The sequence below is a fragment of the Egibacter rhizosphaerae genome (assembly GCF_004322855.1).
Classification (GTDB): domain Bacteria; phylum Actinomycetota; class Nitriliruptoria; order Euzebyales; family Egibacteraceae; genus Egibacter; species Egibacter rhizosphaerae.
In genome coordinates, this window is the sequence record NZ_CP036402.1 from 783,682 (window position 1) to 810,241 (window position 26,560).

29 protein-coding genes are annotated in these 26,560 nt (G+C 71.4%); 10 read left to right on the forward strand and 19 right to left on the reverse strand.

From position 1 onward, the window contains the following. The first annotated feature begins 128 nt into the window (after window positions 1-128). The 3 genes from ER308_RS03635 to ER308_RS03645 are packed head-to-tail and all read left to right on the forward strand — an operon-like array spanning window position 129 to window position 2,250. Window positions 129-1,133, forward strand: a complete 1,005-nt coding sequence (locus ER308_RS03635; protein ID WP_131153728.1) for a 2-hydroxyacid dehydrogenase — start codon at window positions 129-131, stop codon at window positions 1,131-1,133. 14 nt (window positions 1,134-1,147) lie between these two features. Beyond that, window positions 1,148-1,417 (forward strand): hypothetical protein, encoded by a 270-nt coding sequence (locus tag ER308_RS03640; RefSeq protein ID WP_131153729.1) that lies wholly within the window; start codon window positions 1,148-1,150, stop codon window positions 1,415-1,417. 2 nt (window positions 1,418-1,419) lie between these two features. Continuing rightward, complete coding sequence (locus ER308_RS03645; protein ID WP_131153730.1) at window positions 1,420-2,250, forward strand: L-lactate permease; 831 nt, start codon at window positions 1,420-1,422, stop codon at window positions 2,248-2,250. On the opposite strand, the gene ER308_RS03650 is transcribed toward ER308_RS03645, so the two are convergent. The 5 genes from ER308_RS03650 to ER308_RS03675 are packed head-to-tail and all read right to left on the reverse strand — an operon-like array spanning window position 2,237 to window position 6,407. Beyond that, window positions 2,237-2,707 (reverse strand): hypothetical protein, encoded by a 471-nt coding sequence (locus ER308_RS03650; RefSeq protein WP_131153731.1) that lies wholly within the window; start codon window positions 2,705-2,707, stop codon window positions 2,237-2,239. The two genes, ER308_RS03645 and ER308_RS03650, sit on opposite strands and share 14 nt — an antisense overlap. A 45-nt stretch (window positions 2,708-2,752) precedes the next feature. Beyond that, complete coding sequence (locus tag ER308_RS03655) at window positions 2,753-3,154, reverse strand: hypothetical protein (protein WP_131153732.1); 402 nt, start codon at window positions 3,152-3,154, stop codon at window positions 2,753-2,755. Window positions 3,155-3,161: 7 nt separating this feature from the next. Next, a complete protein-coding gene (locus tag ER308_RS03660; RefSeq protein ID WP_131153733.1) occupies window positions 3,162-4,160 on the reverse strand; it encodes an RHS repeat-associated core domain-containing protein in 999 nt (332 codons plus the stop codon). 36 nt (window positions 4,161-4,196) lie between these two features. Further along, window positions 4,197-6,038, reverse strand: a complete 1,842-nt coding sequence (locus ER308_RS03670) for an RHS repeat domain-containing protein (protein ID WP_131153734.1) — start codon at window positions 6,036-6,038, stop codon at window positions 4,197-4,199. A 42-nt stretch (window positions 6,039-6,080) separates the two neighbouring features. Next, the gene (locus ER308_RS03675; RefSeq protein WP_131153735.1) at window positions 6,081-6,407 is read right to left on the reverse strand and encodes a septum formation family protein; all 327 of its coding nucleotides are present in this window, start codon (window positions 6,405-6,407) and stop codon (window positions 6,081-6,083) included. A 178-nt stretch (window positions 6,408-6,585) separates the two neighbouring features. On the opposite strand from ER308_RS03675, the gene ER308_RS03680 reads away from it, so the two are divergent. Continuing rightward, on the forward strand, window positions 6,586-6,912 hold the full coding sequence (locus ER308_RS03680; protein ID WP_165491794.1) for a DUF192 domain-containing protein: 327 nt from the start codon (window positions 6,586-6,588) through the stop codon (window positions 6,910-6,912). A gap of 55 nt (window positions 6,913-6,967) precedes the next feature. Here the strand turns inward: ER308_RS03680 and rdgB are convergent, their stop codons facing one another. From rdgB to ER308_RS03725, 9 genes are all read right to left on the reverse strand, one after another. Next, on the reverse strand, window positions 6,968-7,579 hold the full coding sequence (rdgB, locus tag ER308_RS03685; protein ID WP_131153737.1) for an RdgB/HAM1 family non-canonical purine NTP pyrophosphatase: 612 nt from the start codon (window positions 7,577-7,579) through the stop codon (window positions 6,968-6,970). Next, entirely contained in the window at window positions 7,576-8,271 is a 696-nt protein-coding gene (rph, locus tag ER308_RS03690) for a ribonuclease PH (protein WP_131156885.1), read from the reverse strand. Before rph ends, rdgB begins: the two co-directional genes overlap by 4 nt. A gap of 92 nt (window positions 8,272-8,363) precedes the next feature. Next, window positions 8,364-9,110, reverse strand: coding sequence for an MBL fold metallo-hydrolase (locus ER308_RS03695; RefSeq protein ID WP_165491795.1), 747 nt, complete (start codon window positions 9,108-9,110; stop codon window positions 8,364-8,366). Next, on the reverse strand, window positions 9,107-10,018 hold the full coding sequence (murI, locus tag ER308_RS03700; RefSeq protein ID WP_131153738.1) for a glutamate racemase: 912 nt from the start codon (window positions 10,016-10,018) through the stop codon (window positions 9,107-9,109). The genes ER308_RS03695 and murI overlap by 4 nt, the downstream gene beginning before the upstream one ends. Window positions 10,019-10,048: 30 nt before the next feature. Beyond that, window positions 10,049-10,993: a PLP-dependent cysteine synthase family protein gene (locus ER308_RS03705; protein WP_131153739.1), complete on the reverse strand. Its 945-nt coding sequence runs from the start codon at window positions 10,991-10,993 to the stop codon at window positions 10,049-10,051. Window positions 10,994-11,005: 12 nt separating this feature from the next. After that, the gene (locus tag ER308_RS03710) at window positions 11,006-11,287 is read right to left on the reverse strand and encodes a ubiquitin-like small modifier protein 1 (RefSeq protein ID WP_131153740.1); all 282 of its coding nucleotides are present in this window, start codon (window positions 11,285-11,287) and stop codon (window positions 11,006-11,008) included. Window positions 11,288-11,379: 92 nt separating this feature from the next. Next, the gene (locus ER308_RS03715; protein WP_205745882.1) at window positions 11,380-11,832 is read right to left on the reverse strand and encodes a M67 family metallopeptidase; all 453 of its coding nucleotides are present in this window, start codon (window positions 11,830-11,832) and stop codon (window positions 11,380-11,382) included. A 168-nt stretch (window positions 11,833-12,000) separates the two neighbouring features. Then, a complete protein-coding gene (gene selD / locus ER308_RS03720; RefSeq protein WP_131153741.1) occupies window positions 12,001-13,038 on the reverse strand; it encodes a selenide, water dikinase SelD in 1,038 nt (345 codons plus the stop codon). Window positions 13,039-13,072: 34 nt separating this feature from the next. Continuing rightward, window positions 13,073-13,666 (reverse strand): MarR family winged helix-turn-helix transcriptional regulator, encoded by a 594-nt coding sequence (locus ER308_RS03725; protein WP_165491796.1) that lies wholly within the window; start codon window positions 13,664-13,666, stop codon window positions 13,073-13,075. 172 nt (window positions 13,667-13,838) lie between these two features. On the opposite strand from ER308_RS03725, the gene ER308_RS03730 reads away from it, so the two are divergent. Next, window positions 13,839-14,393, forward strand: a complete 555-nt coding sequence (locus tag ER308_RS03730) for an SPW repeat domain-containing protein (RefSeq protein WP_131153743.1) — start codon at window positions 13,839-13,841, stop codon at window positions 14,391-14,393. A 62-nt stretch (window positions 14,394-14,455) separates the two neighbouring features. Here the strand turns inward: ER308_RS03730 and ER308_RS03735 are convergent, their stop codons facing one another. Further along, the gene (locus ER308_RS03735; protein WP_131153744.1) at window positions 14,456-14,707 is read right to left on the reverse strand and encodes a hypothetical protein; all 252 of its coding nucleotides are present in this window, start codon (window positions 14,705-14,707) and stop codon (window positions 14,456-14,458) included. A gap of 148 nt (window positions 14,708-14,855) precedes the next feature. Here ER308_RS03735 and ER308_RS03740 point away from each other — a divergent pair, with 148 nt between their 5' ends. The 3 genes from ER308_RS03740 to ER308_RS03750 all read left to right on the forward strand — a co-directional run bounded on the left by ER308_RS03740 (window position 14,856) and on the right by ER308_RS03750 (window position 18,616). Further along, window positions 14,856-16,109 (forward strand): HD-GYP domain-containing protein, encoded by a 1,254-nt coding sequence (locus ER308_RS03740; RefSeq protein WP_131153745.1) that lies wholly within the window; start codon window positions 14,856-14,858, stop codon window positions 16,107-16,109. Between the two features lie 125 nt (window positions 16,110-16,234). Further along, window positions 16,235-17,380 carry a site-2 protease family protein gene (locus ER308_RS03745; RefSeq protein ID WP_131153746.1) on the forward strand — a complete coding sequence of 382 codons (1,146 nt, stop codon included), beginning with the start codon at window positions 16,235-16,237 and terminating at the stop codon, window positions 17,378-17,380. A 6-nt stretch (window positions 17,381-17,386) separates the two neighbouring features. Next, window positions 17,387-18,616 (forward strand): lycopene cyclase family protein, encoded by a 1,230-nt coding sequence (locus ER308_RS03750; RefSeq protein WP_165491797.1) that lies wholly within the window; start codon window positions 17,387-17,389, stop codon window positions 18,614-18,616. Here the strand turns inward: ER308_RS03750 and ER308_RS03755 are convergent. Further along, window positions 18,613-19,797: a baeRF3 domain-containing protein gene (locus tag ER308_RS03755; RefSeq protein WP_131153748.1), complete on the reverse strand. Its 1,185-nt coding sequence runs from the start codon at window positions 19,795-19,797 to the stop codon at window positions 18,613-18,615. The genes ER308_RS03750 and ER308_RS03755 overlap by 4 nt on opposite strands. Before the next feature lie 116 nt (window positions 19,798-19,913). Further along, window positions 19,914-20,858, reverse strand: a complete 945-nt coding sequence (locus ER308_RS03760) for an oxidoreductase (RefSeq protein ID WP_131153749.1) — start codon at window positions 20,856-20,858, stop codon at window positions 19,914-19,916. 166 nt (window positions 20,859-21,024) lie between these two features. On the opposite strand from ER308_RS03760, the gene ER308_RS03765 reads away from it, so the two are divergent. Continuing rightward, complete coding sequence (locus tag ER308_RS03765) at window positions 21,025-21,666, forward strand: helix-turn-helix transcriptional regulator (protein ID WP_165491798.1); 642 nt, start codon at window positions 21,025-21,027, stop codon at window positions 21,664-21,666. A gap of 30 nt (window positions 21,667-21,696) precedes the next feature. Here the strand turns inward: ER308_RS03765 and ER308_RS03770 are convergent, their stop codons facing one another. Next, complete coding sequence (locus ER308_RS03770) at window positions 21,697-23,007, reverse strand: MFS transporter (protein WP_165491799.1); 1,311 nt, start codon at window positions 23,005-23,007, stop codon at window positions 21,697-21,699. A gap of 69 nt (window positions 23,008-23,076) precedes the next feature. Then, the gene (locus ER308_RS21955; protein WP_205745883.1) at window positions 23,077-23,463 is read right to left on the reverse strand and encodes a rhodanese-like domain-containing protein; all 387 of its coding nucleotides are present in this window, start codon (window positions 23,461-23,463) and stop codon (window positions 23,077-23,079) included. 321 nt (window positions 23,464-23,784) lie between these two features. Between ER308_RS21955 and ER308_RS03780 the strand changes: the two genes are divergently transcribed. Then, entirely contained in the window at window positions 23,785-26,514 is a 2,730-nt protein-coding gene (locus tag ER308_RS03780) for a glycerophosphodiester phosphodiesterase family protein (protein WP_131153753.1), read from the forward strand. Window positions 26,515-26,560 lie beyond the last annotated feature (46 nt).

A 26,560-nucleotide genomic window follows, 5' to 3' on the forward strand; every position in this document is an offset into this window, starting at 1 on the left:
CGATCCGGATGGCACGACGTCCTATCGTGGACCCGGTCCGGGGCTGGTCGCCGCGTGGCCGCCCGCCGCGCTCGGCCGGCGGGTACCGGCGCGTCACGATCACCGGGTCGACCAGAGAGGACGTCACGATGCGGGTCGCCGTGTTCAGCACGAAGCGCTACGACGAGCTCGCCCTGCGAGCGGCCAACGAGGACCACGGACACGAGCTCGCGTTCTGCGAGCCGCGACTCACCAGGGAGACGGTCCCCCTGGCGGAAGGGTTCGATGCGGTCTGCGCGTTCGTGAACGACGACTTGTCCGCCAACGTGCTCGTCACGCTGGCACGCGGTGGCACACGGTTGGTCCTGTTGCGCTGCGCCGGCTTCAACCAGGTCGACCTCTCCACGGCCGAGCAGGTCGGCATCACCGTCGCACGGGTCCCCGCGTACTCCCCCCACGCGGTGGCCGAGCACACCGTCGGACTGATGCTCGCCCTGAACCGCAAGATCCACCGCGCCTACGCCCGCACGCGCGAGTCGAACTTCTCGATCGACGGGTTCATGGGATTCGACTTCGTCGGCAAGACCGTCGGCGTGGTCGGGACCGGCAAGATCGGTGAGACGCTGCTCGGGATCATGAAGGGCTTCGGTTGCGAGCTGCTCGCCACCGATCCCTACCCCAACCCGGAGGTCGAGCGGCTGGGCGCGGAGTACGTCGAGCCCGACACGCTCGCCGCTCGGTCGGACATCGTGAGCCTGCACTGCCCGCTCACGCCGCAGACCTTCCACCTCATCAACCATCGCACCCTGTCCCTCATGAAGCCGGGGGCGATGCTCATCAACACCAGCCGTGGGGCGCTCGTGGACGCCTCCGCGGCGATCGAAGCGCTGAAGGACGGTCGCCTCGGCTACCTGGGCCTGGACGTGTACGAGGAGGAGTCGGACCTCTTCTTCCAGGACCTGTCGGACCGGGTCGTCACCGACGACACGTTCATGCGTCTGCTGACCTTCCCGAACGTGCTCGTCACCAGCCACCAAGCATTCTTCACGCAGGAGGCCGTGGCCAACATCGCGCGGACGACGCTGGCCAACGCCACGTCGTTCGAGGCGGATGACGGGCAGGCCCACCTCGTGACGCGCGACATGGTCGCCTGAGCCCACGCCCGTCAGTGGCCGCGCTCCTCGCAACCCTGCCGATCCTGCTCGTGCTCGGGCTCATGATCGGGCTGCGCTGGTCGGCCGGGCGCGCGGGCATGGCCGGGGCCGGCGTGGCGCTCGTCGTCGCGGTGGGGCCGTACGGTCTCGGCACGAGGATCGCGCCGGAACTGGGCATCCCGATCGCGGTCGGCGGCACGGCGGCCGAGGCAGTGTTCGTCGGCCCCGAGCTGCCGACACTCGGCGGCGCGGTGGTCGGGGTGGCGCGTTCGTCGGTGCGCTGACGGTGGCGCGTCGTCGCCGAACGGCGCGGGACCCGGCCTCGTCCTCGGACGACGACCGGGGGGACCGGGAGGACGCCCCCAACGAAGCCGACGCGGTCGGTCCCGACGGGGCAGGCACGGGCACGCTCGCCCTCCTGCGTGCCGGGGCGCCCTACATCGTCCTGATCGCGGTGATCCTGGTGACGCGTCTCGTGCCCCCGGTGCGCGGGGCCCTCGAGAGCGTCGAGCTCTCGTGGGCCTTCGGTGGGCGCTTCGAGGGAACGTTCGCGCCGCTCTACCACCCCGGTACGATGCTCGTGCTCTCGTTCGCAGTCGGTGCGTCGCGGCAGCGCGCCCGGCGCGAGCAGCTGGGCGCCGCGCTGTCGGTGGCGTTGCGGTCGCTCGCGCCCGTCGTGGTGGCGCTCGTGGCGATGCTGCTGCTGTCCAGGCTGCTCGTGCAGGCCGGGATGATCGAGGTGCTCGCCGCGGCCGTCGCGGGGCTCGCCGGCGGTGCGTTCCCGCTGCTGGCCCCGTTCATCGGGCTGCTCGGCACGTTCGTGACAGGGTCCGCGACGGCGTCGAACATCCTGTTCACCGACTTCCAGGACGCGACCGCGAGCACGCTCGGCGTCGAGGCCGCCCCGATCGTCGGCGCCCAGGGGTTCGGCGCGGCCGCCGGCAACGCGATCTGTCCCCACAACATCATCGCGGCGGGCGCCACGGTGCAACTCGGTGGCCAGGGGGCGATGTGCTGCGGGCCACCCTGCCGGTCTGCCTGGCTTACGCCCTCGGCGGCGTCGCTCTCACCTTCGCGTTCCTCGCGTGAGTGGGCCCGCCCGATCAGGAACGCTTGACGCCCCCGCTGGCCATCGCGGCCATGATCGCCTCGCGAAACGAGTTGGCCCGCTCGTCGTCGGACGCCACCTGCACGGCCCCGCACGACCAGCACTGCCAGCCCGGCATCGTGACCTCGAGCGTGAACGGCGGTCCCTTGCCGGGGCCGACCCGCAGGTCCGCCCGCTGCTCGGCTCCCGGCATCCCGCCGAGATCAGCTTGGCACGAGCCGCAGGACCAACGCTCCTTCCCCTGACGTCTCGCGTGGGGGAGTTGATCGGTCGCGGCGTCCAACATCGCCCCGGTCGCATCCGCGTCGCGCAACGCCACCTCACCCGATGGACGCCGCTGCACGGGCAACTCCACCAGCGCCACCGACACGTCCTCGTGACGGCCCTCGAGCCGCTCCACGAGCTCGGGGACCGCTGCGGGATCAGCCCCGCCGAAGTAGCGCCGCAGCCGATTCCACCACCCCATCGCTCACTCCCTCGGGACGAGCGGCTCGCACCAGCCGGGCACCGGTCATCCCTCGCGCGAACCGCCCGCCTCGCGCAGCAGGCCCCACGGCAGGATCCACCGCAGGCCGATCACCGTCGCCATGTAGAAGCACAACACGCCCAGGGTCTGCGGGCCGTGCCCGCCGGTGACCGCCAAGGCGGCGATCCCCAGGACCGGGATCAACCCCAGCTCGAAGGCGGAGATGCCCACGTGCACGCGACCGCGGCCGCCCAGGAACGCCAGGATCAGGCCGACGAGCACACCGGCCGCGAGGACCGGCAGCGTCGTCACCGGTGTCCCGTGCGGATCGAAGATCAGCACACCCGCACCCACGACCGCGAAGAGCAGGAACATCCCCACTTGCAGCCACGGCGCACCGCCGAGGCGATCGAACCGTGACAGGGCTTCGACACGTTCCTCGGACATCCGTGCCTCACTTGCCGGTCATGTAGTGCTCGACACTGATATCACCCACTCCCTGGAACATGACCCAGGATGCGCTGACCATGTTCTGACGCCGCAAGGCAGTGTAGTTGTGACCGGGGTGGTCGAAGTACCGCGAGAACTGCTGCGGCCCGAAATGGCGCGACTGGCTGATCGTGTGCATGCTGCGGAACTCCGGGACGAACCGGGTCCGTGTCGCGAGCGACCCGACACCGCGTCCGGCCAGTGCCGTACCCGCGCCGATCGCCGTGTCCGTGACCGACGCGAACCCGTCGCCCCGAAGGACCGAGGAGGTCTGCGTACCGATCCCGCCCGCTGCGCCGGTGATGCCGAGCGACATCCCGGTGGCGACGCCCCCGGCCGAGGAGGCTCCGAGCCCGCCGGCGATCGCACCACCCGCGGGCCCCGCCAGGCCCATGAGGCCGCCGGCGACCGCACCCCCTGCAGCCTCCGCGCCGATCGAACCCCAGTCGAGCTCCCCGAGGCTGCGGTCCTCCGAGAAGAGCTGCCGTCCGGCTTCCACCCCACCGCCGACGAGCCCGCCGACCGCGGCGCCGGCCGCCGCGCACAGCGGGCACGCGCCGGAGGGGTCGGTGAGGTTCGTCGGTTGGTTGTACGCGTAGTGGTACGGCGTGTGGTAGGGCTCGCCCGCGGCGGCGGGCGCCGGGTCGAGGGCGGTGAACTGGCCGATTTCGGGCTGGTAGTCGCGCAGGCGTAGATGCACCAGCCCGCGCTCGTCGTCGTGCAGCTCACCGGTGAACCCCAGTGCGACGTTTCCTGCCGTCCCCGTGACGTCTCGGTCGTCCACGGTTCCGAAGGAGGAGTAGTCCAGCCGGCCGGCGACGTCACCACCGTCCGACAGGGCAGTCACGGACCCGAGCCGGTCGGTGTGTGCCACGGCACCGGGGTGCCCGCCGGTGGCCTCGACGCCCAGCAGATCCCCCGAAGGGGCCCCGCAGGTACGCCTCGTCGACGGCGTCACCGCCATCACGCTGCTCGCCCTCGACCGCGAGCAGCGGGTAGTTCAGCGTCCCCACGTCCCAGGTGTAGTCGGTCGTCGACCCGTCCTCGTGTTCGGCGAGCTGGCGAACGCCAGCGCCGTCGTGGACGAAGTCGCTGCGGCCGTCGGGCCCCTCGACGGCGCTGACCTGCCCGAACGGGCCGTACTCCATCGCGAGGTCGCCGGCCCGGGTGCGGTTGCCGGCCGCGTCGTAGGAGAACTCCGTGCGTTCCCCGTCGTGGTCGGTGACCCGTTCGAGCCGGTCGGCCTCGTCGTACTCGTCGCCGTCACCCCCTCGTCGGTGCTCAGCTCGGTCCGCCGGCCCGCATCGTCGTACGTGTACTCCGTCGCGGAGACTTGCTCGCCGGTGCCGCGGGCTTCCACGAGCTCCTCGACCAGACGCCCCTGCTCGTCGTACCCGTAGTTCGTCGTCGTCGCTGGTGTGGCATGGGCCACCGGAAGGCCGGCATCGTCGTAGCGGTACTGGTGAGCCTCGAGCACCTCACCCTCGTCGCGGGTGAGCATCGATGCGATCCGACCCGCGGCGTCGTAGCCGACCTCCATCTCGGTCCCGTCGGCCCAACGGCGCTCCGTCAGCCGGCCGGCAGTGTCGAAGGACTGCTCGACCGTGTGGTTCCCACCCTCCACGCGAACAGGGAGCCCGTCGCCGTCGTACCCGATCGCGACCTCCGGGATCCCGTCGACCGACCGGCGCACGAGGTTGCCGACCTCGTCATAGCCGTACTCGTGGGTGGTCGCGCCGTCCCGGGCGATCTCGACCAACCGTCCGAGGGCGTCGTAGTCGTAGGTGACCTCGCCGAGCTCGTCCTCCATGGCGACCGGACGCCCGCCGAGGTCGTAGTCCACCCGGACCGGCTCCCGGTCACCGGCGTCGAGCGCAGCAGGCAGCCCCACCGCGTTGTAGCCGATCACGGTCTGGAGCCCGTTCGGCTCCTCCGCCGTGATCAGGCGACCGACCGGGTCGTAACCGTATTCCCACGTCTCACCGTCGGGACCCGTCACCGAGGTGAGCCGTCCCGCCGCGTCGTAGCCGTAGTCGGTACGCGCACCCGTCGGCGCGACCCGTGCGTCGAGCCGACCCGACGCGTTCCACTCGTAGACCGTCTCCGCGCCCCTGTCGTCGGTGACGCGCTCGAGTTCGTAGGTGGAGGTGTACTCGTAGGACGTGACGCGCCCCTCGGGATCCTCGACCTCGGTCACCTGCCCCATATCGTCGTAGGTGGCCTGGGCGGTCGCCCCCGAGGGATCCGTGATCGCCGTCAACCGGGAGGCCTCGTCCCAGGCGAGCTCCCACTCGGCGGGGTGCTCACCGTCGGCCGACGCCTCGCGCACGGTGGTCACCCGTCCGGCGTCGTCGTACTCCAGCTCGGCGACGCGGCCCTCGGGTGAGACCTGCGCCGTCAGCCGCCCGGTATCGTCGTACTCGAGAGCCCACACGGTCCCGTCCGACAACTCGACCGAGGTGGGTTGGCCGGGCAGCCCGTCCTCGTACGAGAAGCGGGCCCGGTTGCCGTCGGGCAGCTCGACGCCGATCAGGTTGCGCGCGTCGTCGTACTCGAAGCTGGTGTGGGCGCCGTCAGGCGCGCGGTGCTCAACGAGGTTGTGATCGTCGTCGTAGATCATGCGCTCGGGCTCGTCGAACGGCTCGGGGCGCACGATCTCGGTCAGGCTGCCCGCCGCGTCGTAAGCCATCTCGACCGTGTCGCCCACCGCGTCCGTCACCTCGACGACGTTGAGGTCGTCGTCGTAGCGGTACTGGGTGACGTTGCCGAGCGCGTCGACCTGGGCGGTCAGCACACCGCCGTCGTACACGTACCGGCGTTCCTGACCCGCGGGATCGGTCACGGTGGTCTCGACGTCGAGTCCGTCCTCGTCGGTGCTCAGCGGTCATGGTCCCTCGTCGGCCACCGAGCCACCGAGTGCCTCGCCCTCCTCGGCACTGGCCGCACACACCAGCCGACGGTCCCCATCCGCCCACGCCCGCTCGTCCGGGTGATCGAACCACACGTCGAGCGCGGACCGGGCCGGGCTCGCGCCGACGTAGGCCTCGAACGCCGCCGCGCAGCGATCGAAGGCGGCCCGCGCGACCTCGTCCCGCCCGGGGTACTCGTCGTCGAACCGCTCGAGATCATCGACGTCCACGACCTCGAAACGGCTCGCTCGCAGTCCACGGACTCGTGGTCGGCGGAGGCTCGAGGCGGATCCTCGTAGCACGCACCGACGTCCTCGTCACCCCCGCAGCCAACAATGGCGACTGCGACGACCGCCACCAACAGCATGCGTCTCACGTGGCCCCTACCACTGAACCAGCGTCCTGGCGACCTGAATAGGTTACGACACTGGCACAAAGCGCGCATCTCGACAGGGCTCGGACCGCGAGGAGGGATCAGCAGTGCGGCTGCTCGTGAACGGGGAGGCCGTGGCCGAGGTCGAGATCGCCGACACGGCATGGTCCAGGTTGCGGGGCGCACTCGGGAAGCAGCCACTGGCGGGCGCGCTCCTGCTCGACCCGTGCCGCTCGGTGCACTCCGTGGGTCTGCGCGCCCCCTTGGACGTGGCGTTCTGCGACCGTGACCTCCGCGTGCTCCGCACGGTGCGCCTGCGTCCGTGGCGGATGACACGGGTCGTCCGCGAAAGCCGGGTCGTGGTGGAGGCGGAACCGGGCTCGTTCGACCGGTGGGGAGTGCGACCGAGCAGTCTCCTGGGCATCGATACCTGAGCGTCGCCGAGCGACCGTGCCGATGCGACTCCCGGGAATGGCCGCGCCGGCCCGCTCATTGCACGGCGAGCGCCTCCACCACCACGGGCCGCAGCGCGCGAAAGGCCGCGCCACGGTGGCTGATGGCGTCCTTCTCCTCGGGGGTCAGCTCCGCGCACGTACGCGGCGTGTCCCGTCCGAGCTCACCCTGGGGCACCAGGAGCGGGTCGTAGCCGAACCCCCCCGTACCCCGCGGTTCGGCCACGAGTGTCCCGTCCAACGTGCCCTCCCGCACCCACTCCCCCGCCTGCGTGACGAGCGCCGCCGCGCACACGAACCGGGCTCCACGGTCCTCGACGCCGCGCATGCGCTCGAGGACCAGCCGCAGGTTCGCCGCGTCGTCCCCGTGCTCGCCCGCATACCGCGCCGACCGGACCCCCGGGTCGCCGTCGAGCGCATCGACCACCAACCCCGAGTCGTCCGCGACCGCGGCCAGGCCCGTCGCAGCGTGCGCCGCTCGGGCCTTGAGGAGCGCGTTCTCCGCGAACGTCGCGCCGGTCTCGTCGACCTCCGGCAGGTCGAGGTCCCGCCCCGACCGCAACGCGACAACAAGCCCTTCGAGGATCCTCGCCAGCTCGGCGACCTTGTGCGCGTTGTGGGTCGCGAGGACGACGGTCGCGCTCGTCATGCCACCGCGCTCCGGGCCCGATGCAGCGTGGCCAGCTGCGCTTCCCGGAGCCGCTCGCAACCCGCCAGCGCAAGGTCGAGCAACCCGTCGAGCTCCCCACGATCGAACGGCGCTTCCTCGCCCGTGCCCTGGACCTCGACGAACCGAGGGGTCTCATCTCCGACCACGACGACGTTCATGTCGACGGCGGCCGCGCTGTCCTCCACGTAGTCCAGGTCGAGCACCGGGCGACCGTCGACGATCCCCACACTGACCGCCGCGAGTGGTTCCAGTGCCAGCGGCTCGGCGAGCTCCCCGCGCGCGTAAAGGGCGTCGAGGGCGAGCTGGAGCACGACCCATCCCCCCGTCACCGAGGCCGTGCGCGTCCCGCCGTCGGCCTGCACGACGTCGCAGTCGACCACGATGGACACCTCGCCGAGGGCGCCGAGGTCGATCGCCGCGCGCAGCGAACGGCCGATCAGCCGCTGGATCTCGTGTGTCCGGCCCCCGATGCGCCCACGGGTCGACTCGCGGCGACTGCGCTCGCTGGTGGCGCCGGGCAGCATCGAGTACTCGGCGGTCACCCAGCCGAGCCCCGAGTCACGCCGCCAGGGCGGCACACCCGATTCGACGCTCGCGGCGCACAGCACACGCGTCTGCCCGCACTCGATCTCCACGCTCCCGGCGGGGAACGCCTGGACCCCCGTGCGCATCGACACCGAACGCAGCTCGTCGGGTGTACGGCCATCGTGGCGCGGCCCGCCCGCGGGCACGACGGACTCGTCGCTGGAACCAGGGGTTGCCGTCACAGCACGTGCTCCTCTCGGTCGTTGGCGACCCGCACCTCACCGGAATACGCGCGGGCGGCTTCGGCGGCGATCTCCTCCGGACGGTACGAGGGGAAGACGTGGGTGATCAGGAGCCGGGCGGCCGCGGCCTCGTCCGCGTGCTGGCCCGCCTCGGTGCCCGTCAAGTGGATGCCCGGTGGGAACGGGCCGTCCGCGGTCGCCCAGCTCGCCTCGCAGATGAGCAGGTCCGCCTCGCGGCCGCAGTCCACGAGGGCGTCGGTCGCGGCCGTGTCGCCGGAGAAGGCCACGACCCGATCGGCGACCTCGATGCGGCTGGCGATGGTCTCGATCGGATGGTTCATCGCGTGCAGCCGCACGCGCATGGGGCCGAGCTCCAACGTGTCGCCCGCGGTCGCCGAGGCGAACCCCAGGTGGTCCCCGAGCCCCGAGTCGCCTGAGGGCAGCAACTGCTCGAGGTGGGCGTGCGCGCCCGCCGGGGCGTAGACGGGCACCGATCGCGGACCGGCGGGGTGGAAGCGCAACGCGTAGTTCAAGCCGAACAAGTCGACGCAGTGGTCGGCGTGCAGGTGGCTCACGATGACGGCGTCCAGCTCCGCCACGTCGCACGGAAGGTTCGACAGCGACCCGTTGCCCGCGTCGAGCAGCAATCGGAACCCCTCGCTCTCGACGAGGTAGCCGGAGCAGACCCGGCCCGGACTCGGATGCGTCCCCGACGAACCCAGAACGGTCACGGCCACGCTCACGCCGTCCCTCCCACTGGTTCCGGCAGCTGCAGCCCCGTCGTCATCACCGCCGCCGCATCGCCGACGTCGGCCAGACGCGGGCCGAGGAACCGCGATGCCAGTCCCCGGAAGACCGCGCCGTCCCCGGACACCACGAAGCGGTGCGGCACGTGCTGTGGCGCACGGGCGTCCAGGCCCTCGTCGACGAGGCGGCCGAACACCCGCCGCGCGGTTTCCTCGGCACTGGAAACCAACAGCACGTCGGGCCCCATGACGTGGCCGATCACCCCGGTGAGCAGCGGATAGTGGGTACAGCCCAGGATGAGGGTGTCCACACCCGCATCGCGCAACGGCGCCAGCGCCTCGGTGGCCGCCGCCCGGACCCCCGGATCGGTCGTGCGTCCGCGCTCGGCGAAGTCGACGAAGTCCGGACACGCGCGAGCGTGCACCCGGACCTCGGGAGAGGCCGCCGCGACCGCCTGCTCGTACGCCCGCGAACGGATCGTGCCGACCGTCCCGATCACCCCGATCTCGCCCGTGCGCGTGGCCCGGACGGCGGTCCGCACGGCCGGAGTGACCACGCCCTCGACCGGGACGGTCGTCGCGATCGGGTCCTGCGAGAACGCCGCGGCCGTGGCGGTGTTGCAGGCGGCGACGACGAGCTTCGCGTCCTGGGAGGCGAGCCAGTCGACGATGCTGCGGGCGCGCTCACGCACCGCGTCCAGCGGCCGCGGCCCGTACGGCCCCCAGGCGGTGTCGCCGACGTAGGTCAGCCGCTCGTCGGGCAGCAGGTCCATGAGGGCCCGCGCGACGGTCAAGCCGCCGACACCGGAGTCGAAGACACCGATCGGGCGCACGTCACCGGGTTGGGGCGTCCCGTCCGCCGCCGTGCTCCTCGCCGTCGGCGTGGGACGGTCATTGTCTCGCATCGCGCGGGAGTCTATGCGTCCCGCACCACCTCACGCCCAGAGCTGCTCGGACAGGCGTTCGGCGACGGTCTCCTCGTCCCCCGGCGCGTACGCGCCCGACGAGAGGTACTTCCAACCCCCGTCCGGGCTGACCACCACGATCTTCGTTCCCTCGGGCAGGCGGCGCGGCGTGCTGAGGCGCTGCGCGACGTGCACCGCCGCCCCGGTCGACGGCCCGGCGAAGACACCGGCGTCGCCGACCAGCGAGCGGGTGGCCCGCAGCGCCTTGCGGCTGTCGACCTTGATCCGTCCGTCGAGCACGTCCGCGTCGAAGATCGGCGGCACGAACCCCTCGTCAAGGTTGCGCAGCCCGTACACGAGATCCCCGTACTCGGGCTCGGCGGCGACCACCTTCACGTCGGGGTCGTGCTCCTTGAGGCGGCGTCCGACCCCGGTCAACGTGCCGCCGGTACCCAACCCGGCCACCACGGCCCCCACGTCGGGCAGGTCCTGGATGATCTCGGGCCCCGTCGTCTCGTAGTGAGCCCGTGGGTTCGCCGGGTTGCCGTACTGGAACGGCATGAAGACGTCGGGATCCCCCTCGGCCATCTCGCGAGCGACCCGGACCGCCCCGTTCGAACCCTCCCCCGCGGGCGTGTAGACGATGTCGACCCCGTACATCTCGAGCAACTGGGTGCGTTCGGGGGAGGTGTTCTCGGGCATGACGCACGTCAGCTTGTAGCCGCGCGGCGCGCAGATCGCGGCGAGCGCGATACCGGTGTTGCCGCTCGTGGGCTCGAGCACGCGGCTGCCCGAGTGCAACGTCCCATCGCGCTCGGCGGCCGCGATGAGGTACTGCGCGACGCGGTCCTTGATCGAGCCTGTCGGATTCTCGCCCTCGAGCTTGAGATAGATCTCGTAGCCGTCGGGGGCGAGCCCGGGCAGACCCACGAGCGGCGTCCGACCGACGGTGCTGGTGATGTCCGGAGCAAGCACGCCGACCTCGACCTATCGGTGCCCACCGGCGACCGCCGGCAGGATTGCGATGCTGTCGCCCTCGTCCAAGGGGGTGTCGATGCCGGACAGGAACCGCACGTCCTCGTCGTTGACGTAGAGGTTGATGAACCGGTGCAGGTCCCCCTGCTCGCTGACGAGGCGCTCCTTGATGCCGCCATGGCGCGCCTCGAGATCGTCGATGGCCTCTCGGAGGGTCGCGCCCTCCGCAGCAACCTTCGACTCCCCGCCGGTGTGTTGGCGGAGCACGGTCGGCACGCGGACTTCAACGGTCATGGGGTGTGATCCTCCTGTCGCGACGCTGGCAAGGCTACCCAGCGCGCGGGCACGAGCCGCACGACCTCGGGGTAGCTATAGGTGCAACCCCGTCAACGCGGACCAGCCGCTGCAGCTTCCCCTTCGACCGTCAGGACTCGTTCGGTGATCTTGCCGTCCACGATGTTGAACGCGCGCAGGACGGGGGACTCGGCATCCTGCAGCGACACGATCAGGTAGACCGCGTCCGGGTAGAAGGCCAGCTCCACGTCGGTGGGCGAGGGAAAGGCTTCGGTGTGGGTGTGCGAGTGGTAGATCGCCAACAGCTCCCACCCGTGGTCGTCCATGTCGTTCATCGCGTGCAGCATCGACTTCGGATCCATGTTGTAGTACGTCATGGATCGCGCGGAGTTCGGAACGGGGTAGTGGGCCGTCACCCGCTCACCGTCGTCGGTCGCCAGCAGGCCGCAGACCTCGTATGGGGTGTCGCTGCGGGCGTGCTCGACGATCCCGTCGAAGGTCTCACGGTCGAGATCGAGCCGGCCGGACAGTTCCGCACGCGTCACCAGTCGCTCCTACCGTCGTCACCGGGTTGTCGACAAGGCTAGCCCGCGCCCCGCAGCTGGCCACGGCGACTCGCAGCCCAGGTATCGGATGACCCGCAGCCGACCCCTGCCTACTCCACGACCCGCAGCCGACCCCTGCCTACTCCACGACCCGCAGCCGACCCCTGCCTACTCCACGACTCGCAGCCGACCCCTGCCGGGCCCCACGTGGCCGACGACGGCCGCCTCGTGGCCCTCGCCGCGCAGCTCGGCGACGGCGTCCTCCGCCGCTTGCGGCTCGGCGCCGAACAACAATCCCCCCGAGGTCTGCGCGTCGGCGAGCACCAGGGCGCCCTCGAGATCGACCGGCTCCTCGAGCAGCTCCCGCGCCCAGGTCAGGTTGCGCCGGGAACCCCCGGGCACGACCCCGCGGGCGGCGAGCTCGCGTATACCGGGCAGGACCGGCACCGCCCCCGATTCGACGGTCGCCTCGAGCTCGGTCCCCTCGACCATCCGCCGCAGATGGCCGAGGAGCCCGAAGCCGGTGATGTCGGTCACGGCCGAGGCGCCGGCGGCGCTCGCGACCTCCGACGCACGCGCGTTCGAACGCGTCATCAGCTCGATGGCTGCCCCCTCGAGGCCCGCGGGGGCGGAACCGGCCTTGATGGCGGTGGTCGCGATCCCGATCCCGAGCGGCTTGGTGAGGACCAGGGCATCGCCGGACCGCAGCCCCTGGTTGCGCAACACACGGTCGGGATGCACCTCGCCGACGACCGCCAGCCCGTACTTGGGCTCGGGGTCGTCGACCGTGTGCCCGCCAGCGATGATCCACCCCTCGTCGCGCGCGGCCCGCGAGCCCCCCGCCAGCACCTCCCCGAGCAGCGCGGTCGGCAGCGCCTCGGTGTTCCACCCCACGATGTTCAGCCCGAACAGCGGCCTCGCCCCCATCGCCCAGACGTCGCTGGCCGCGTTCGTCGCCGCGATCCGCCCCCACGCGAAGGCATCGTCGACGATCGGGGTGATGACATCGAGGGTCGCCACCAGCGCACGGTCAGCATCGAGCCGCCACACCGCCGCGTCGTCGGCGTGGCTCGCGCCGACCAACAGGTCGGCGTGGGCGGGGGGATCCAGGTGGCGCAGGACCTGCGCCAGCTCGCCGGGGGCGAGCTTGCAGGCTCACCCGGCGCCGTGGCTGAACTCCGTCAGGCGGAGATGCTGATCGACCATGGGCGCCAGCGTAGGCGCTGGTCCGAGGGGGTGCTCATGGGGCCTGCCGGACGCTCCAGCGATCGAGGTCCGTCGGATCGGACCGAGCGGCACGATCGAGGCTCGGATCCACGATCTGCGTGGCGGAGGTTGCCAAGTCGATCTGGGACTGGGCGTACAAGACCTCGGCGAACACCGTCTCGAGCACTCGGTGGGCGGCAACCCGGTCAGCGTCGGGATGCCCCCCGACCTTCTCGCGTAGACGATCGATCATGAGGCGGAAGAACTGCGCCGTCGCGTCGTGGGCATGCGATGTGATCCGCAGCTGGATGCGTCGACGGTCGTCGGCGCTGCGGACCCGTTGCACCCATCCGCGCTGCTCGAGACGGTCGATCCGACCGGTGAGCGCGGGCGTGGAGAGCCCGAGGGAGTCCGCGAGCTCGCCCATGGTCATCGGGTCGGGGTCGCGCCGGCTGATGAGGTCGATCGCGAGCATCTCGATGCGCTGGAGGTCCTGCAATTCCCCGTACCGGCGCAGCATCTCGTCGACCGCGGCCATGATCGACCGCAAGAGGATGATCAGCTCCGCGGTGTCGTCAGTCCCCAGCGCGTCGTCATCGTGGGGATAACGGACCAGTTCCTCCTCCACCGTTACCCCCAACCTCTGCGTACACGTCCGGCTCTCGGTCGCAACCGACGAGAATTGAATGTAACGAACAACGGCCGACCCGCGCAGGCCCCTGCTGCCTCGTTCTCGCCCGACCGTTAGGATCCCGGCGGTCAGGTGCACGGTACGGTCGACCCGACGAGCGGAGGGTGGCATGGCAGCGATCGGGTTGATCCCATGGCCACTTCACCAAGGGTTGGTCTACCTCGCGGGCGTCTTCGCGGTGCTCGTGCCCTTCGTCTTCGACCTGATCGACGGCGTCACGCTACCCCTGTTCGTCGCGACCGGGGTCGTGTACCTCGCGGTCGGCGTACTGTCGCGCGGACCCGCCGGGGTCGCGCAGGTCCTTCCCGCCCCGGTCCACGCCGGGTTGGTCTATCTCTTGGGCTTCTTCCTGGTCATCGCACCGTTCGCCTTCGGGTTCAGCGACGACGAGCAGGCACTACTCATCGCGGTGCTGCTGGGCCTCGGAACGTTGGTCGTGTCCTTGCTGACCAAGTTCCCCGATCAGGAGGGGCTCCGGCCAGCCGACGAGGCCGCTCCCGGGGCGGAGACGGCGGGCCCGGACCGCACAGGTGACGACCCTGCGTCCGACCCCAAGGGCGCGACGCCGTCATCCGACCCCGAGACGGGGTCCGGGGCGGGGGACACGCCGCCATCCGCGGGTGGTCGGCCGTCCGACGAGCATCCTCCGGAGGCCGAGCGCTGAGCACCGCGCACCGCGACGCCCACCCCATCGCCGAGGGGTCGGCCCCGAACGCCCCCGCGCCCCTAGGCGAGGTCGATCCACGCCTCGCCCGCGCCGGGCAATCGAATCCGAGCACGACGATCGTCGTCGTCGATCCCGCCATGAACCGGTATCCCGTCGACGATCGCGTGGTCGAAACCCACCTCGCCACCCGCCGCGGTCACCTCGTCCTGGACGGCCTCGAAAACGGACTGCGGCAGCGCCACCGAGTCGACCTCCCCGTAATCGGAGCGCGCCTGGTTGATGGCCTGGGTGGCGATCGTCGTCGCGTTCACCGGGGCTCCCACTGTCGATCGACTGGCCCGGCACCGATCCCGTGCCGGGAGGTTCCCACGAACAGGCTAGCGAGTACCCTCAAGCAGGTGGGCCCCGGTGCCGACGGGTCGCGGCAGGCACCTGACTGATCCTGGCGGGGGAGGACCGATGTACGCGTGCAGCACGGACCGGCTCGAACCCGGGATGGTCGTCGCCCGCCCACTGCTCGACGAGCGTGGGGAGATCCTGCTGCAGACGGGTACGACGCTGACCGTCGACTACATCACGCGACTGCGCCGTCGCGGGATCACCGCGGTCGAGGTCCGCGACGGACTGGCCGACGACGTGCCGCCGGTGACCCTGATCTCCGGTCACCTGCGCACCGCGGCCACCCGCAACGTCGCCCGGGTGTTCGAGGCCGTCTCGTCGATGAGCCGCGACCTCTTCGGGCCCAACCCCCCGATCACCGGGGTGCAGCAGGCACTCGATCGGTTGGGCGACCGGCCCCTGCCCTTGCCCCCGCAGGGCACCGAGGCGGTCGTGCGGCTCTACCAGGACATCGAGCTGCTCATCGCCGAACTCCTCGACGGCGTCACGGTCGCGAGCCTCGAGTCGCTGAAGACCCACCACGGGGACACCTTCACCCATTCGGTCGACGTCGCGGTCATCAGCCTCGTCCTCGGTCACGAGGCGCGACTGCCGCACGCGCAGCTGCGCGAGCTCGGTCTCGGCGCCCTGCTGCACGACCTCGGGAAGATGTACGTCGATGAACGGGTACTGGCCAAGCCGGGCCCGCTGACCGAGGACGAGCTGAACCAGGTGCGCCAGCATCCGTCCATGGGCTTCGAGCTCGTCCGCCGGATGCCGGTCTTCAGCCTCGTCCCCGCCCACGTCGCCTACCAGCACCACGAGCGCCAGGACGGCGGGGGCTACCCACGTGGCCTCGAAGGCAACAACCGGATCGACCGTCAGCTCCAGGAGCGCATCGATTCGCGTCGGATGCTGCTGATGGCCGAGATCGCGGCGGTGGCCGACGTCTACAGCGCGGTGACCAGTGATCGTCCGCACCGTCGCGCCTATCCCCCCGACCAGGCCATCGACCTGATGGAGGCGCACGCCGGGGCCCAGTTGAACCGCGAGGTGGTCGAGCTACTCACCCGGAACCTGCCACGCTACCCCATCGGCCACTGGGTGGAGGTCACCGCCGGGGCCTGGAGTGGCTGGCGGGGCGTGGTCCTCGCGGTCCCCAGTTACTCGCTGAACCAGCCGGTGGTGCGCCTCCTCCTCGACGCCGCGCACGAACCGGTCGATGACGGCGTCGAGGTCGATCTCCGCGAGGACCCCCACACCCGGATCGCGTGCATGACCGAGGAGGGGCTGCCCGACCTCGCACCCGACCGCCAGCGGCTCGCCCTACGCTGACCCTTCGCGGCGGTGGACTCGCCGCCGCCAGCAGCGGGTATGACTGCGAACGGGGCCCAGCCCCGGCGAGGGACCCCCTCGTCGGGACCACGCGCGGGGCTGCGAGCAGGCAGGAGGTGACGTCGGTGCGCTCATCCATTCACCTGGCGACAGTGCGCGGCATTCCGATCGGGATGGGCTGGTCACTGCTCATCATTTTCACCCTGATCGTGCTGGGGCTCTCGTTCGGGCACTTCCCGCTGACGCACCCCGACGAGCCCGTCGGCGCGTATCTCGCCGCCGGGGTGGTCACCGGCGTCCTGTTCTTCGCCTCCGTCCTCGCCCACGAGCTGGGGCACGCGCTGCTCGCGCAACGCAAGGGCGTCGATGTCGAGGGCATCACCCTGTGGCTGTTCGGCGGGGTCGCACGGTTCCGTTCCGAGCCGGCCAATGCCCGGGACGAATTGCTCATCGCCGGTGTCGGACCGCTGGTGAGCCTCGGCGCAGCCGGCGCCTTCGGCCTGCTGTGGGGCGTACTCCTCACGGCGGGCCTCGACGGCCTCGCGACCAGCGCGGTCGGCTGGCTGGCCCTCATCAACGCCGTGCTGGCGGTCTTCAACCTCGCTCCCGCGGCCCCCCTGGACGGGGGGCGCATCCTCAAGGCTGCGCTGTGGGCCCGGCACGGCGAGCGCCAGGTCGCGACCCGCCAGGCCGCGCGTGCGGGTCGCGTCTTCGGGTTCGGGCTCATGGGGCTCGGCGCGCTGTGGTTCGTGGGGTTCACCGACCCCGGTGGCCTCTGGCTCGCCCTGATCGGCTGGTTCGTCGTCACGGCGGCCCGTGGCGAGGAGCAGACCTCACGGTTGCACGGCGTTCGCGTCCGCGACGTCATGACCCTGGACCCGGTGACCGCACCCGATTGGCTGACCGTGCAGGCCTTCCTCGACGACTACGTGTTCGCGAACCGGTGCTCGACCTTCCCGCTGAAGGACTGGAGCGGCTCGCTCGCGGGGGTCGTCGCGCTCTCCGCGGTGAAGCGGGTCCCCCCGGACCAGCGGTCGGGCACGCGGGTCCGCGACATCGCGTGCCCCGTCGACCGCGTGCCCGTCGGGCATCCGGACGAGGAGCTCGCGGCCGCGCTGCCGCGGATGTCGAGCGGCTGCACGGACGGGCGCATGATCGTCAAGGAGGAGGACGAGGTCATCGGGATCGTTTCCCCGAGTGACGTGTCCCGGGTGATGCGCCTGGCCGACCTGCGCGGATCCACCGGCCAGGCCGACCCACAACCGGCCTAGGCGGTGGTGGTCGACGAGGTCGAGGTCGCCGTCGTCGGGGGCGGGCCGGCAGGCCTCGCGCTCGCGGCGGCCTGCACCGACCAGGGCATCGACACGGCGCTCGTGGCGCCGGACCGCGGGGCAGGTTGGCCACAGCGCTACGGCGTCTGGCGCGACGAACTCATCCCCCTCGGCCTGCAGGACGTCGTCGCTCGTTTCTGGCCGGTCGCGATCGTGCAGGCGGGCACCGCGCCCCAGCGGGTCAGCCGCGGCTACGCGCTCCTCGACAACGAGGCCACCTACTCCCGCCTGTTGGCGCGGGTGCGCCGCCGGGTCGACGCCCCTGCCCGCGCCATCCGACAGGGCCCGCGCGGGCCGAGGCTCGCGCTGGACGGCGCCCGCGAGTTGGCCGCGCGGGTGGTGGTGGATGCGACCGGGCACCGACCGGCGCTCGTGGAGCCCCGAGGCTCGGCACCGGCCTTCCAGTCCGCGTGGGGGGTCACCGCGCACGTCTCCGAACCACTGACTGAGCCGGGCGCGATGATGCTCATGGACCTTCGGGATCCCGTGCCCCTGCCCCGTGGAGCCGACCCCACGTTCCTGTACGCGATGGACACCGGCGACGGACGCTGGTTTCTGGAAGAGACCTCGCTCACCCGCCGCCGACCATTGCCGTTCGAAGTGCTCGAGGCCCGGCTGCGGGCCCGTCTGGCCGACCGCGGCCTGGAGCTTTCGCACGAAGCGGACGAGGAGCACTGTCTCATCCCCATGGGCCGGCCGATCCCTCGCCGCGATCAGCCCGTGGTCGGCTACGGCGCTGCGGCGTCGATGGTGCACCCGGCGTCCGGCTACCAGGTGGGCGAGGCACTGCGCCGGGCACCGACCGTGGCGGCCGCGCTCGCCGAGGGGCTCGCCGACCCTCACGCGAGCCCGCGCACCCTCGCGGGCGTGGGATGGGCGGCGGTCTGGCCGGAGGATCGACGGCGTCAGCGAGCCCTGCAGGACTACGGCCTGGAGGTGCTGCTCGCACTGGACCCGGAGGAGCTGCGACGATTCTTCGCCGCCTTCTTCGCCCTGCCCGAGACGACCTGGTGCGCGTACCTGTCGGGTGGCGACTCGGTCAGTGACCTGCGCCGCTCGATGCTCGCGGTGTTCCGGAGGACACCACGCCTGCGGGGCGCCCTCCTGGCGCCCGCTCGGCATGCGGAGCTCCGGCGCGCCCTGCGCTCCGGCCTCGGGATCCGGGCCCCGGGCTAGAAGCGGAAGAGTGCCGCCAACGGCGGGGTGCCGGGCAGCTCGTCGGGCTCGATGGCGTAGGCCTCGCCGCCGTTGAGGAGGGTCCAGCGGGCCGCGCGATCCACCAGGTCCTCGTCGCCGGGCTGGCGATCGTCATCGCCGGTGCGCAGGGCGTCCACGCCCACCCCGTCGGCGACTCCCCACGCACGCAGACCCTCCCCGACCAACAGGGTCGCGACGCGCCCGGTGTGGGCGGCGCGGACGACCTCCGCGAGGTCGGCGCTCGCTCGCCCGACGGCCGCCTCGTCGCCGAACGATGCGAGCGCACGGTCGACCGGTGCCCGCAACGCCGCCGCCGCGATGGGCCACGCCGCGTCGCGGAACTCGTCGGGGCGCCGGTCCCCGGGATCACCCCCCACGCCCTCGTCGAGCACCGTGAGGGACCCGCTGATGCGCTGGAAATGGGCACGGTGCTTGTCGATACCCGCCAGCACCACCGGCGTCCGATCGCCGATCAGGCGCCGCACGCCCTGGTCGACCTGACGGAACAGCCGCTCGGTGATGACCTCCTCGAACCGCTCGTCGAAGTGGCCGTGGAACACGGCGGGATCCCCCGCGCGGCCCCCTTCGTGGGCGCTGACCTCCGGGCGCTCGGCGTCGGTCATCACCCCCTCGACCTCGGTGGGGATGCCGTGCGCCTCGAGATCGACCTCGGCGACGGTCGTCTTCGTCGCACGCAGCAGGCGCACGCTGCCTTGCGAGAGTCCGAGCACCGCGAACGCCCCCGCCATCGTCATGCCCGGCAACAACGGCGTCACGAGTGGGGCGTCCCCGACCTCGACGCGGCCCTCGACCTCGAACGCGGTCCGGTGACGCCGCGCGCCGCTCGGCCACACGTGCAGGACCTCGCCGTCGAGCACCCCCTGGCGTCCGTCACGCAGCAGCTTCTCGATGGATGCGAGCAGCCCGTCGGTGTCCTCGTCACCGCGCGCCTCCAGCGCCTCCCGGGCCTCGCGGAGCCCGTTCTTCAGCGGCGTGTCGTTCGTCGCGGCATCCACGGCGGCGCGGTCGGCGCGATGCGCAATGGTGACGACCGGGCCGTGGGCCTGCTCGACGAGCTCGCGCAGTGCGGCGCGGGTGAGCTCGTCGGGCCCCAGCGTCTCGAGGCCTGTGTCGCGCTCGCTCGTGGTCGGCTCGGTCACGCTGGCTCCTTGTCGACGCGGACGACAGCCACGGGATCGGTCCACCGCGGCGGGCCGTATCTCGCCCGCCCTGACGATCCCCGGGGGGAGAAGGGGTGACACCTTCCCGGTGACGCTCAGCCGACCAACGCGGGGAATGCGGCCCCCGTACGCGCGGTGCTCTCGTCCCACAGCCGGCGGGCGGTCTCGCGGTCGCAGGCCTCCCGGCTCATGCCCACTCGGGTGGGGTGACCACGCGACTCGCCGGGTCCGTCGGGACCGAAGTAGTCACCGCCGTCGACGTCCGGCATCGTGGCGGCATAGACGATGGGCCAGGCGCCCTGTGCGGGGTGTTGGGCCCCCAGCCGGTTGACGAGACGCATCAGCGCCGTGCGCAGTCGGGACCCCTGCATGCGCGGACCGACCGTCTGCAACCCGGTGGCCGCGTACCCCGGGTGGGCCGCCACCGACGTGAGGTGCACGCCGGCGGCGTCCGCGCGACGCTGCAGCTCCTGCGTGAACAGCAGGTTGGCGAGCTTGGACCGGCCGTACGCCCGCCACTTGCGGTACCGGTGCTCGCTGTCGAGGTCATCGAGGTCCAGGCGGCCCATCCGGTGGGCCGTGCTCGAGACGTTGACCACCCGTGGTGCGCCAGCCGAGAGCAGAAGCGGTAGCAAGTGGCCGGTCAGGGCGAAGTGGCCGAGGTGGTTGATGCCGAACTGGAGCTCGAACCCTTCGGCGGTCCTGCGGTAGGGCGTTGCCATGACCCCGGCGTTGTTCACGAGGACGTCGACCCGGTCGACCCGCTCCGCGGTGTCGTGTGCTGCGGCCTCCACGGACCCGAGATCGGACAGGTCGAGCTCCACCGACTCGACGTGGGCCGTGGGGACCTGTCCCCGCATCCAGCTGGCCGTCTCGGCACGCTTGGCGGCATCGCGGGCGGCGAGCACCACGGTGGCCCCGCGCTCGGCCAGCTGTCGGCAGACCTCTCGGCCGAGGCCACCCGTCGCCCCGGTGACCAGCGCGACGCGCCCGGACTGAGCAGGGGCGTGCTCGGGTCTCCAGCGGCTCGCTCGGACCATGACCGGGCTCCGATCGACGGACGGGGGGGGGCGCAAGGCGCGATGGCAATCGCCGAGCCTACCCACCGCCGGCGTGGCCGCAGTCGCAGGATGCAGAGCCACGGGTCGTCGGACGACGCGGTGGAGAACCACGACAGGGCCGGAGCAGGACGGTTACCGTGGACACGTGGATCCCGACGCTCGCCAGCGCGCTCTCGCCAGCGAAGCACGGCTGCGCATCCTCCGGCGACTCGAGGAGCGCGGCGACGCGACGGCCCGGGAGCTGGCCGAGGACCTGAGCCGCCACGAGAACACGATCCGCGAGCATCTCGGCACGCTCGAGAACGCCGGGTTGGTGAGCGCACGCGAGACGCCGACCGGTCGCCGCGGACGTCCGTCCCGCCGCTATCAGCCCCGCACCGAGCACGATCCGCACACCGGACTCGCCAGGGCCCTCGCGGCACAAATCTCGCACCGCCCCGAAGCCGCGAGGGAGCAGGGCCGTGAGGCCGGGCGGCCGTGGGGCGAGCGCCTCGTTCTCGAGCGCGAGAGCGGCCCCCGGGCGGAGCCACTGCGCGAGGTGGTGGCCGTGCTCGACGAACTCGGCTTCGCACCGACGCTTCGTGAGGACGCGATCGGGACCTGCATCGAAATGCGCGGCTGTCCGTTCGGCGAACTCGCCCGCGAACAGACCGATGTCGTCTGCGGCGCGCACCGTGGGCTGTTGGAAGGGGCGCTCGCAGCGGCGGGCGCGGGCTGGGACGGGATCGATCTGGCGCCGTTCGCGACCTCGGCCGCGTGCGTCGCGCGGCTCGAACCGAGTGGCTGAGATCGGCCGGCCACCGGCCGGACCGCGAGGTCACGAAGGCTCGGGGGCTGTCTCCTCCAGCTCGCGGCCACGGGTCTCGGGCAGCAGGCCGTAGAGGAGCGCGAGCACGGCAGCGGGGCCGCACACCAGCAGCGCTGCGGGCGCGAACGAGCCGGTCACGTCGACGAGCACCCCGAACCCGAACAACCCCAACACGGAGCCCACGACCCCGCTGGCCGCCAACCATCCGCCGGCGGTCGAGCGGACCGAGGTCGGGAACACCTCGGTGTCGAGCGCCCCGCCCGCAGGCGTGTAGGCGCTCATCGCGACGATCGAGGTCAGGTATCCGACGGCGAACGCGAGGAAGCCGTCCGAGTAGGCCACCACCGCCATCACCGCCGCGAGCGCCATGGTGCTCGCCGCGGCGGCGCGGCGCCCCAGTCTGTCGGCGACGAAGCGTCCGACGACGAGGCCGACCAACCCGACGGGCCCGGCCGCGAGCACGAGACCGCTCATCCCGATGGGTGACGCACCGAGCATCCCCTCGCCGTAAACGAACAGGTAGGTCCACGCCGGTCCGATCACCAGGCCCACCCCCGCCGTGATCGCACAGAGGATCGCGAGGCGCCCCCGGTATCCTGCCGGCATGCGCCCGAGGCGTTGGTGCAGTCTCTGGCTCTCAGCCGCGCGCTGGAAGCGCGGGGGCTCGCTCACGCGCCGCGCGACGAACGGCACGAGCACGAGAGGGATGAGCACCAGCGCGAGCACCTCGCGGAAGCCCGGATCGGGCAGGGCGACGTCGAGCAGACCCCGCGCCACCGAGATGATCCCGGAGCCGACGGCGTAGGCCCCGCCGATGAACGCGATCGCGGCGCTGCGGTCCCGGCTGCGCGTCTCCTCCGCCGCGATCACCATCGCGACCACGTCGGTGGCCGTCAGCAGTGGCCGGCTGATCGCCAGCAGGGCCACGAGCACCCAGAACGCCGGTGACCCGGCCGCGAGCGCGGTTGCGAGCAGGCCGACGGCGGTCGTTGCCAGCAAGGTGCGGCGCCGCCCGAACCGATCGGCCAGGCTGGACGCCGGCAGGCTCCCCAGCGACGCCAGCCGCACGATGGCGAACCCGACGCCGAGGGTCGTCAGCGTCAACCCGATCTGTGCCATCGGGTCGTCCGGGGCGTCCGGCATCGGCTCGCCGAACTCGTTGGCGACGTCGGCCGCGATCGCGGTGAAGCCGAATTGCGCGCTGCCGGCGAAGAGGGCGAGCAACCCCGCCGCGACGATCGGCGGGGCGAGCCAGCCCGGACGGGTGAAGCGTCCGGACCCGGTCCCCGGGGTGCGCTCGCTCGGCGTCCGACTCGTCATCCAACCCATCCTGGTGGCCGCAGATGCCGGTTCGGTGTCGGCAAGGAGGCCAGAACCGCTCGTCCGGAACTACCCGTCCGGAGAGAGTCCGGCCTCGACCAGCTTCTCGTAGCCCCCGATGTTCGTGACGTCGGCGAAGCCCATGGCCGCCATCACGCGCGCGGCATGGCCGCTGCGGTTGCCGGAGCGGCAGTACAGGTAGTAGGGCTCGTCGCGGGGCAGCTCCTCGACGCGCTCGCGGAAGTCCTCCCCCTGCACGTCGATCAGCTCGGCCCCCGAGAGGTGCCCGTCCGCGTACTCGGCAGGGGTCCGCACGTCGATGAGCCGCGCCGACGCACTGCGTTCGGCGAACTCCGCGGCGCCTTCGGGTTCGGGTAGGTCGCGCGGTGCGTCCGGACCGTCCCCCCGCGAGGGGACGGTCGCCAACACCAGCGAGGTCACCAGGGCGAGCACCACGATGGCTTCGTCCTCCTGCGCGTGTGGCTTCCGCGTGGTCGGCTCGATCGGGGATCGAGGGGGCGGACCGGCATCCGGGAGCGTGGCTGCATCGGGGGATGCGACCCGCCGTCGGAGGCGAGTGTGCCCGCTCGACCGCGGGCACGCACGCTCGCAGCGTCGGAGGGCTCCGTTGTGCCCCGCTCTGTCGCTGCTCGGCTGCCCGGACTCGAGCGGCTCGGGGTAACCACGAAGCGACCCCTTGTGCTTAATTCGATTAAGGCCTACGTTCTGCCACCGCGCCGGGCGTTGCCCTAAGCCGGCGCGCTTCTGACCGCCACGATGCGGAGGTCTCGTCATGCCCTCACGGTCGATCCCCCACCCACGCCGACTCCTGCTCGCCCTGATGGCAGTAGCGCTGGCCGCGGTACTCGCACCCGCAGCGACCGCCACTGCCGACGACGACGCCGACACCGACCGGGTCCGCGTCGGCCCCGCCCCGGGGACTTCCAGAACGTGGCCCACCGCGGTGCTTCCGGCATGGCGCCGGAGAACACGCTGGCCGCCTTCGAGCTCGCCCTCGACCAGCGGGCGAACTGGATCGAGTTCGACCTCGTGATGACGGCGGACGAGGAGATCGTCATCGTCCACGACACGAGCCTCGCATCGACCACCGATGCGCAGGAGGTCTTTCCCGACCGCTCGCCATGGCTGGTCGAGGACTTCACCCTCGAAGAGATCAAGGAGCTGGACGCCGGCTCACACTTCAATCCCCGGTTCGCGGGCGAGGAGGTGCCCACACTGCGGGAGGCGATCGAGACGATCGGCCAGCGGGCCGGCGTGCAGCTCGACGTCAAGTCGCCGGACCGCTACCCCGGCATCGAGGAGCGGATCATCGAGGAGCTCGAGGCCGTGCCCGGCTACCTCAACGCGGCCCTCGCCCGCGAGCGGATCCAGGTGCTCGCATTCGATCAAGACTGGTTGTTCGACGACTTCGCGCCCGTGGCGCCCGACGGAGTCACGCTCGTGCCGATGTGGGGCGCGGGCAACATCGCCAGCCGCGCCGAGCTCGAGGCGGTGCGCGACGACACCGACATGATGATCACCGCCTTCGACAACATCGCCAACAACCCGCGGTTGCGCGAGGACCTCGACGACCTCGGCTTCCGCTTCGGGGTCTACACGCTCAACGAGGCCGAGCCGATGTACGACGCGGTCGACTACGGCGCGAGCGGCATCGCCACGGACTACCCGACGATGCTGCGCGAGCTCGTGGCGTCGGGCCTGCTCGACCGTGACTTCGATCCGCCCGAGGACGAGACGGAGCGCTACTCGTTCGAGAGCGGGTACTACCAAGTCGAGGTGGTGACGAGCCCAAGTCCCGAGATCGTGCGGCTCGGCTTCGACCCGGAGGGCGAGGGCAACCACCGCGAGATCCTGAACCCGACGACCCGAGGCACCCTGCCGTTCGTCGGGGTCGGGCAGTTCAGCCCCGTGGAGCCGCTCGGCCAGCCTGCGGAAGTCGTCGAGGAGGACGATCGGCTCGTGCTCGAGGGCATCCCCGTGGGCGCGGAGCCGATCACCGTCGACTGGGAGCTCGACTTCGAGGACGAGTGGTTCGACCACGAGATGACGTGGCACGTCGACGGCGAGATCCGCGACGACGTCTACCAGGTGGGCTGGGGCCTCGACACCGGGCTGCCGTACCTCGGCGACAACGACGTGCTCGACCGTGAGCGCGGCCACGCCATCCCGTTCTCCGACTGGACGATCAACTGGGACGACGATCTCACCGTCGTCGCCGCCTACGAGGACGATTCCGCGTGGGCCGACGATGACGTCTTCTTCTCGACCGCCCACAACTTCACCGCGTGGACGCCGCTGTGGGAGAGCGGTGGTCGCGAGTGGGAGGAGGGCACCTACGAGGGTGGCCGGTGGCGCATCGGCGCCAGCGGTGAGGGTCCGGACGCGGCGTACGCCGAGCAGCTGCACGCCGAGCTCAACGGCACCGAGCCCGGCGAACCCGGCGAGCCCGAGCAGATCGAGACCACGTTCAACTCGCCCGGGCTCGACGGGACCGCCGACGAGGCGCTCGAACACCGGCTGCGCAACCTGCTCGCCACCGCACCAGCAGGGGCGGAGGTGCACGGCGCCTTCTACACGTTCAGTCGCACGGGGATGGCCGACGCATTCATCGACGCGGTCGATCGCGGCGTCGACGTGCAACTGTTGCTTGACAACTCCAACGTCCACGACGACGGGGAGCTGTGGGCCGCCCCACAGCAACTGGTCGACGAGATCCCCGACCGCGTGACGATCTGCAACGAGGACGAGCGCGACGGGCGCACGCCCGGCTGCATCGGCGACAACATCAACCACAACAAGTTCGTGCTGTTCTCCGAGCTGGGTGACGGCAGCGAGGACGTCGTGCTGCAGTCCACGGCCAATCCCACCAACCCGCAGCTGCACGAGCACAACGCGACGGTGCTCGTCCGCGACGACGCGACCCTGTACGACGGCTTCCGTACGTACTGGGACGACCTGGCCACCCAGGAGATCGACCTGGACTACGGCTGGGAGGTCGAGGGTGACACCGCCACGGCGGAGTTCTTCCCGCGGGCGGACGGGGACCCGTACCTCGAGATCCTCGACGACGTCGTGTGCACCGAGGACAGCGAGCTCCGGGTCGCGGCCTCGTACTGGTCCAGCGCCCGGACCGAGGTCGCCGAGCGCTTCGGTGAACTGGTCGACGAGGGGTGTGACGTCGCGGCCGTTGTACAGGACGCCGACTACAGCGAGGATGTCGTCGACGTCCTCGAGGACGGCGGGGTCGCGGTGACGCCGTTCGACCGGGACGCCGAGGCAGCGGTGCATCTCAAGGACCTGCTCATCGAGTCCGAGTTCGCCGACGGGGAGGAGCGCGGGGTCGTGTGGACCGGCTCGCACAACCTCAACGGCACCTCGTTGCGGCAGAATGACGAGGTACTGCTGTCGGTCGAGGACGACGACGTGCACGCCGAGTTCCGTGAGAACTGGGCGCACGTGCAGGAGCAGGCCGCAGCGACGCAGTAGCGGACCGGTTGGCTGACGGCGCGCCCGGGCTGCGGCCCGGGCGCGC

Coding starts and splice junctions, on each gene's coding strand:
- murI (WP_131153738.1), bottom strand. CDS start 10,018: ATGCGAGACAATGACCGTCCCACGCCGACGGCGAGGAGCACGGCGGCG.
- ER308_RS03740 (WP_131153745.1), top strand. CDS start 14,856: ATGTACGCGTGCAGCACGGACCGGCTCGAACCCGGGATGGTCGTCGCC.
- ER308_RS03780 (WP_131153753.1), top strand. CDS start 23,785: ATGCGGAGGTCTCGTCATGCCCTCACGGTCGATCCCCCACCCACGCCG.
- rdgB (WP_131153737.1), bottom strand. CDS start 7,579: ATGACGAGCGCGACCGTCGTCCTCGCGACCCACAACGCGCACAAGGTC.
- ER308_RS03730 (WP_131153743.1), top strand. CDS start 13,839: ATGGCAGCGATCGGGTTGATCCCATGGCCACTTCACCAAGGGTTGGTC.
- ER308_RS03635 (WP_131153728.1), top strand. CDS start 129: ATGCGGGTCGCCGTGTTCAGCACGAAGCGCTACGACGAGCTCGCCCTG.
- ER308_RS03710 (WP_131153740.1), bottom strand. CDS start 11,287: ATGACCGTTGAAGTCCGCGTGCCGACCGTGCTCCGCCAACACACCGGC.
- rph (WP_131156885.1), bottom strand. CDS start 8,271: ATGCGCACGGGGGTCCAGGCGTTCCCCGCCGGGAGCGTGGAGATCGAG.
- ER308_RS03650 (WP_131153731.1), bottom strand. CDS start 2,707: ATGGGGTGGTGGAATCGGCTGCGGCGCTACTTCGGCGGGGCTGATCCC.
- ER308_RS03660 (WP_131153733.1), bottom strand. CDS start 4,160: ATGGCGGTGACGCCGTCGACGAGGCGTACCTGCGGGGCCCCTTCGGGG.
- ER308_RS03760 (WP_131153749.1), bottom strand. CDS start 20,858: ATGGTCCGAGCGAGCCGCTGGAGACCCGAGCACGCCCCTGCTCAGTCC.
- ER308_RS03770 (WP_165491799.1), bottom strand. CDS start 23,007: ATGACGAGTCGGACGCCGAGCGAGCGCACCCCGGGGACCGGGTCCGGA.
- ER308_RS03655 (WP_131153732.1), bottom strand. CDS start 3,154: ATGTCCGAGGAACGTGTCGAAGCCCTGTCACGGTTCGATCGCCTCGGC.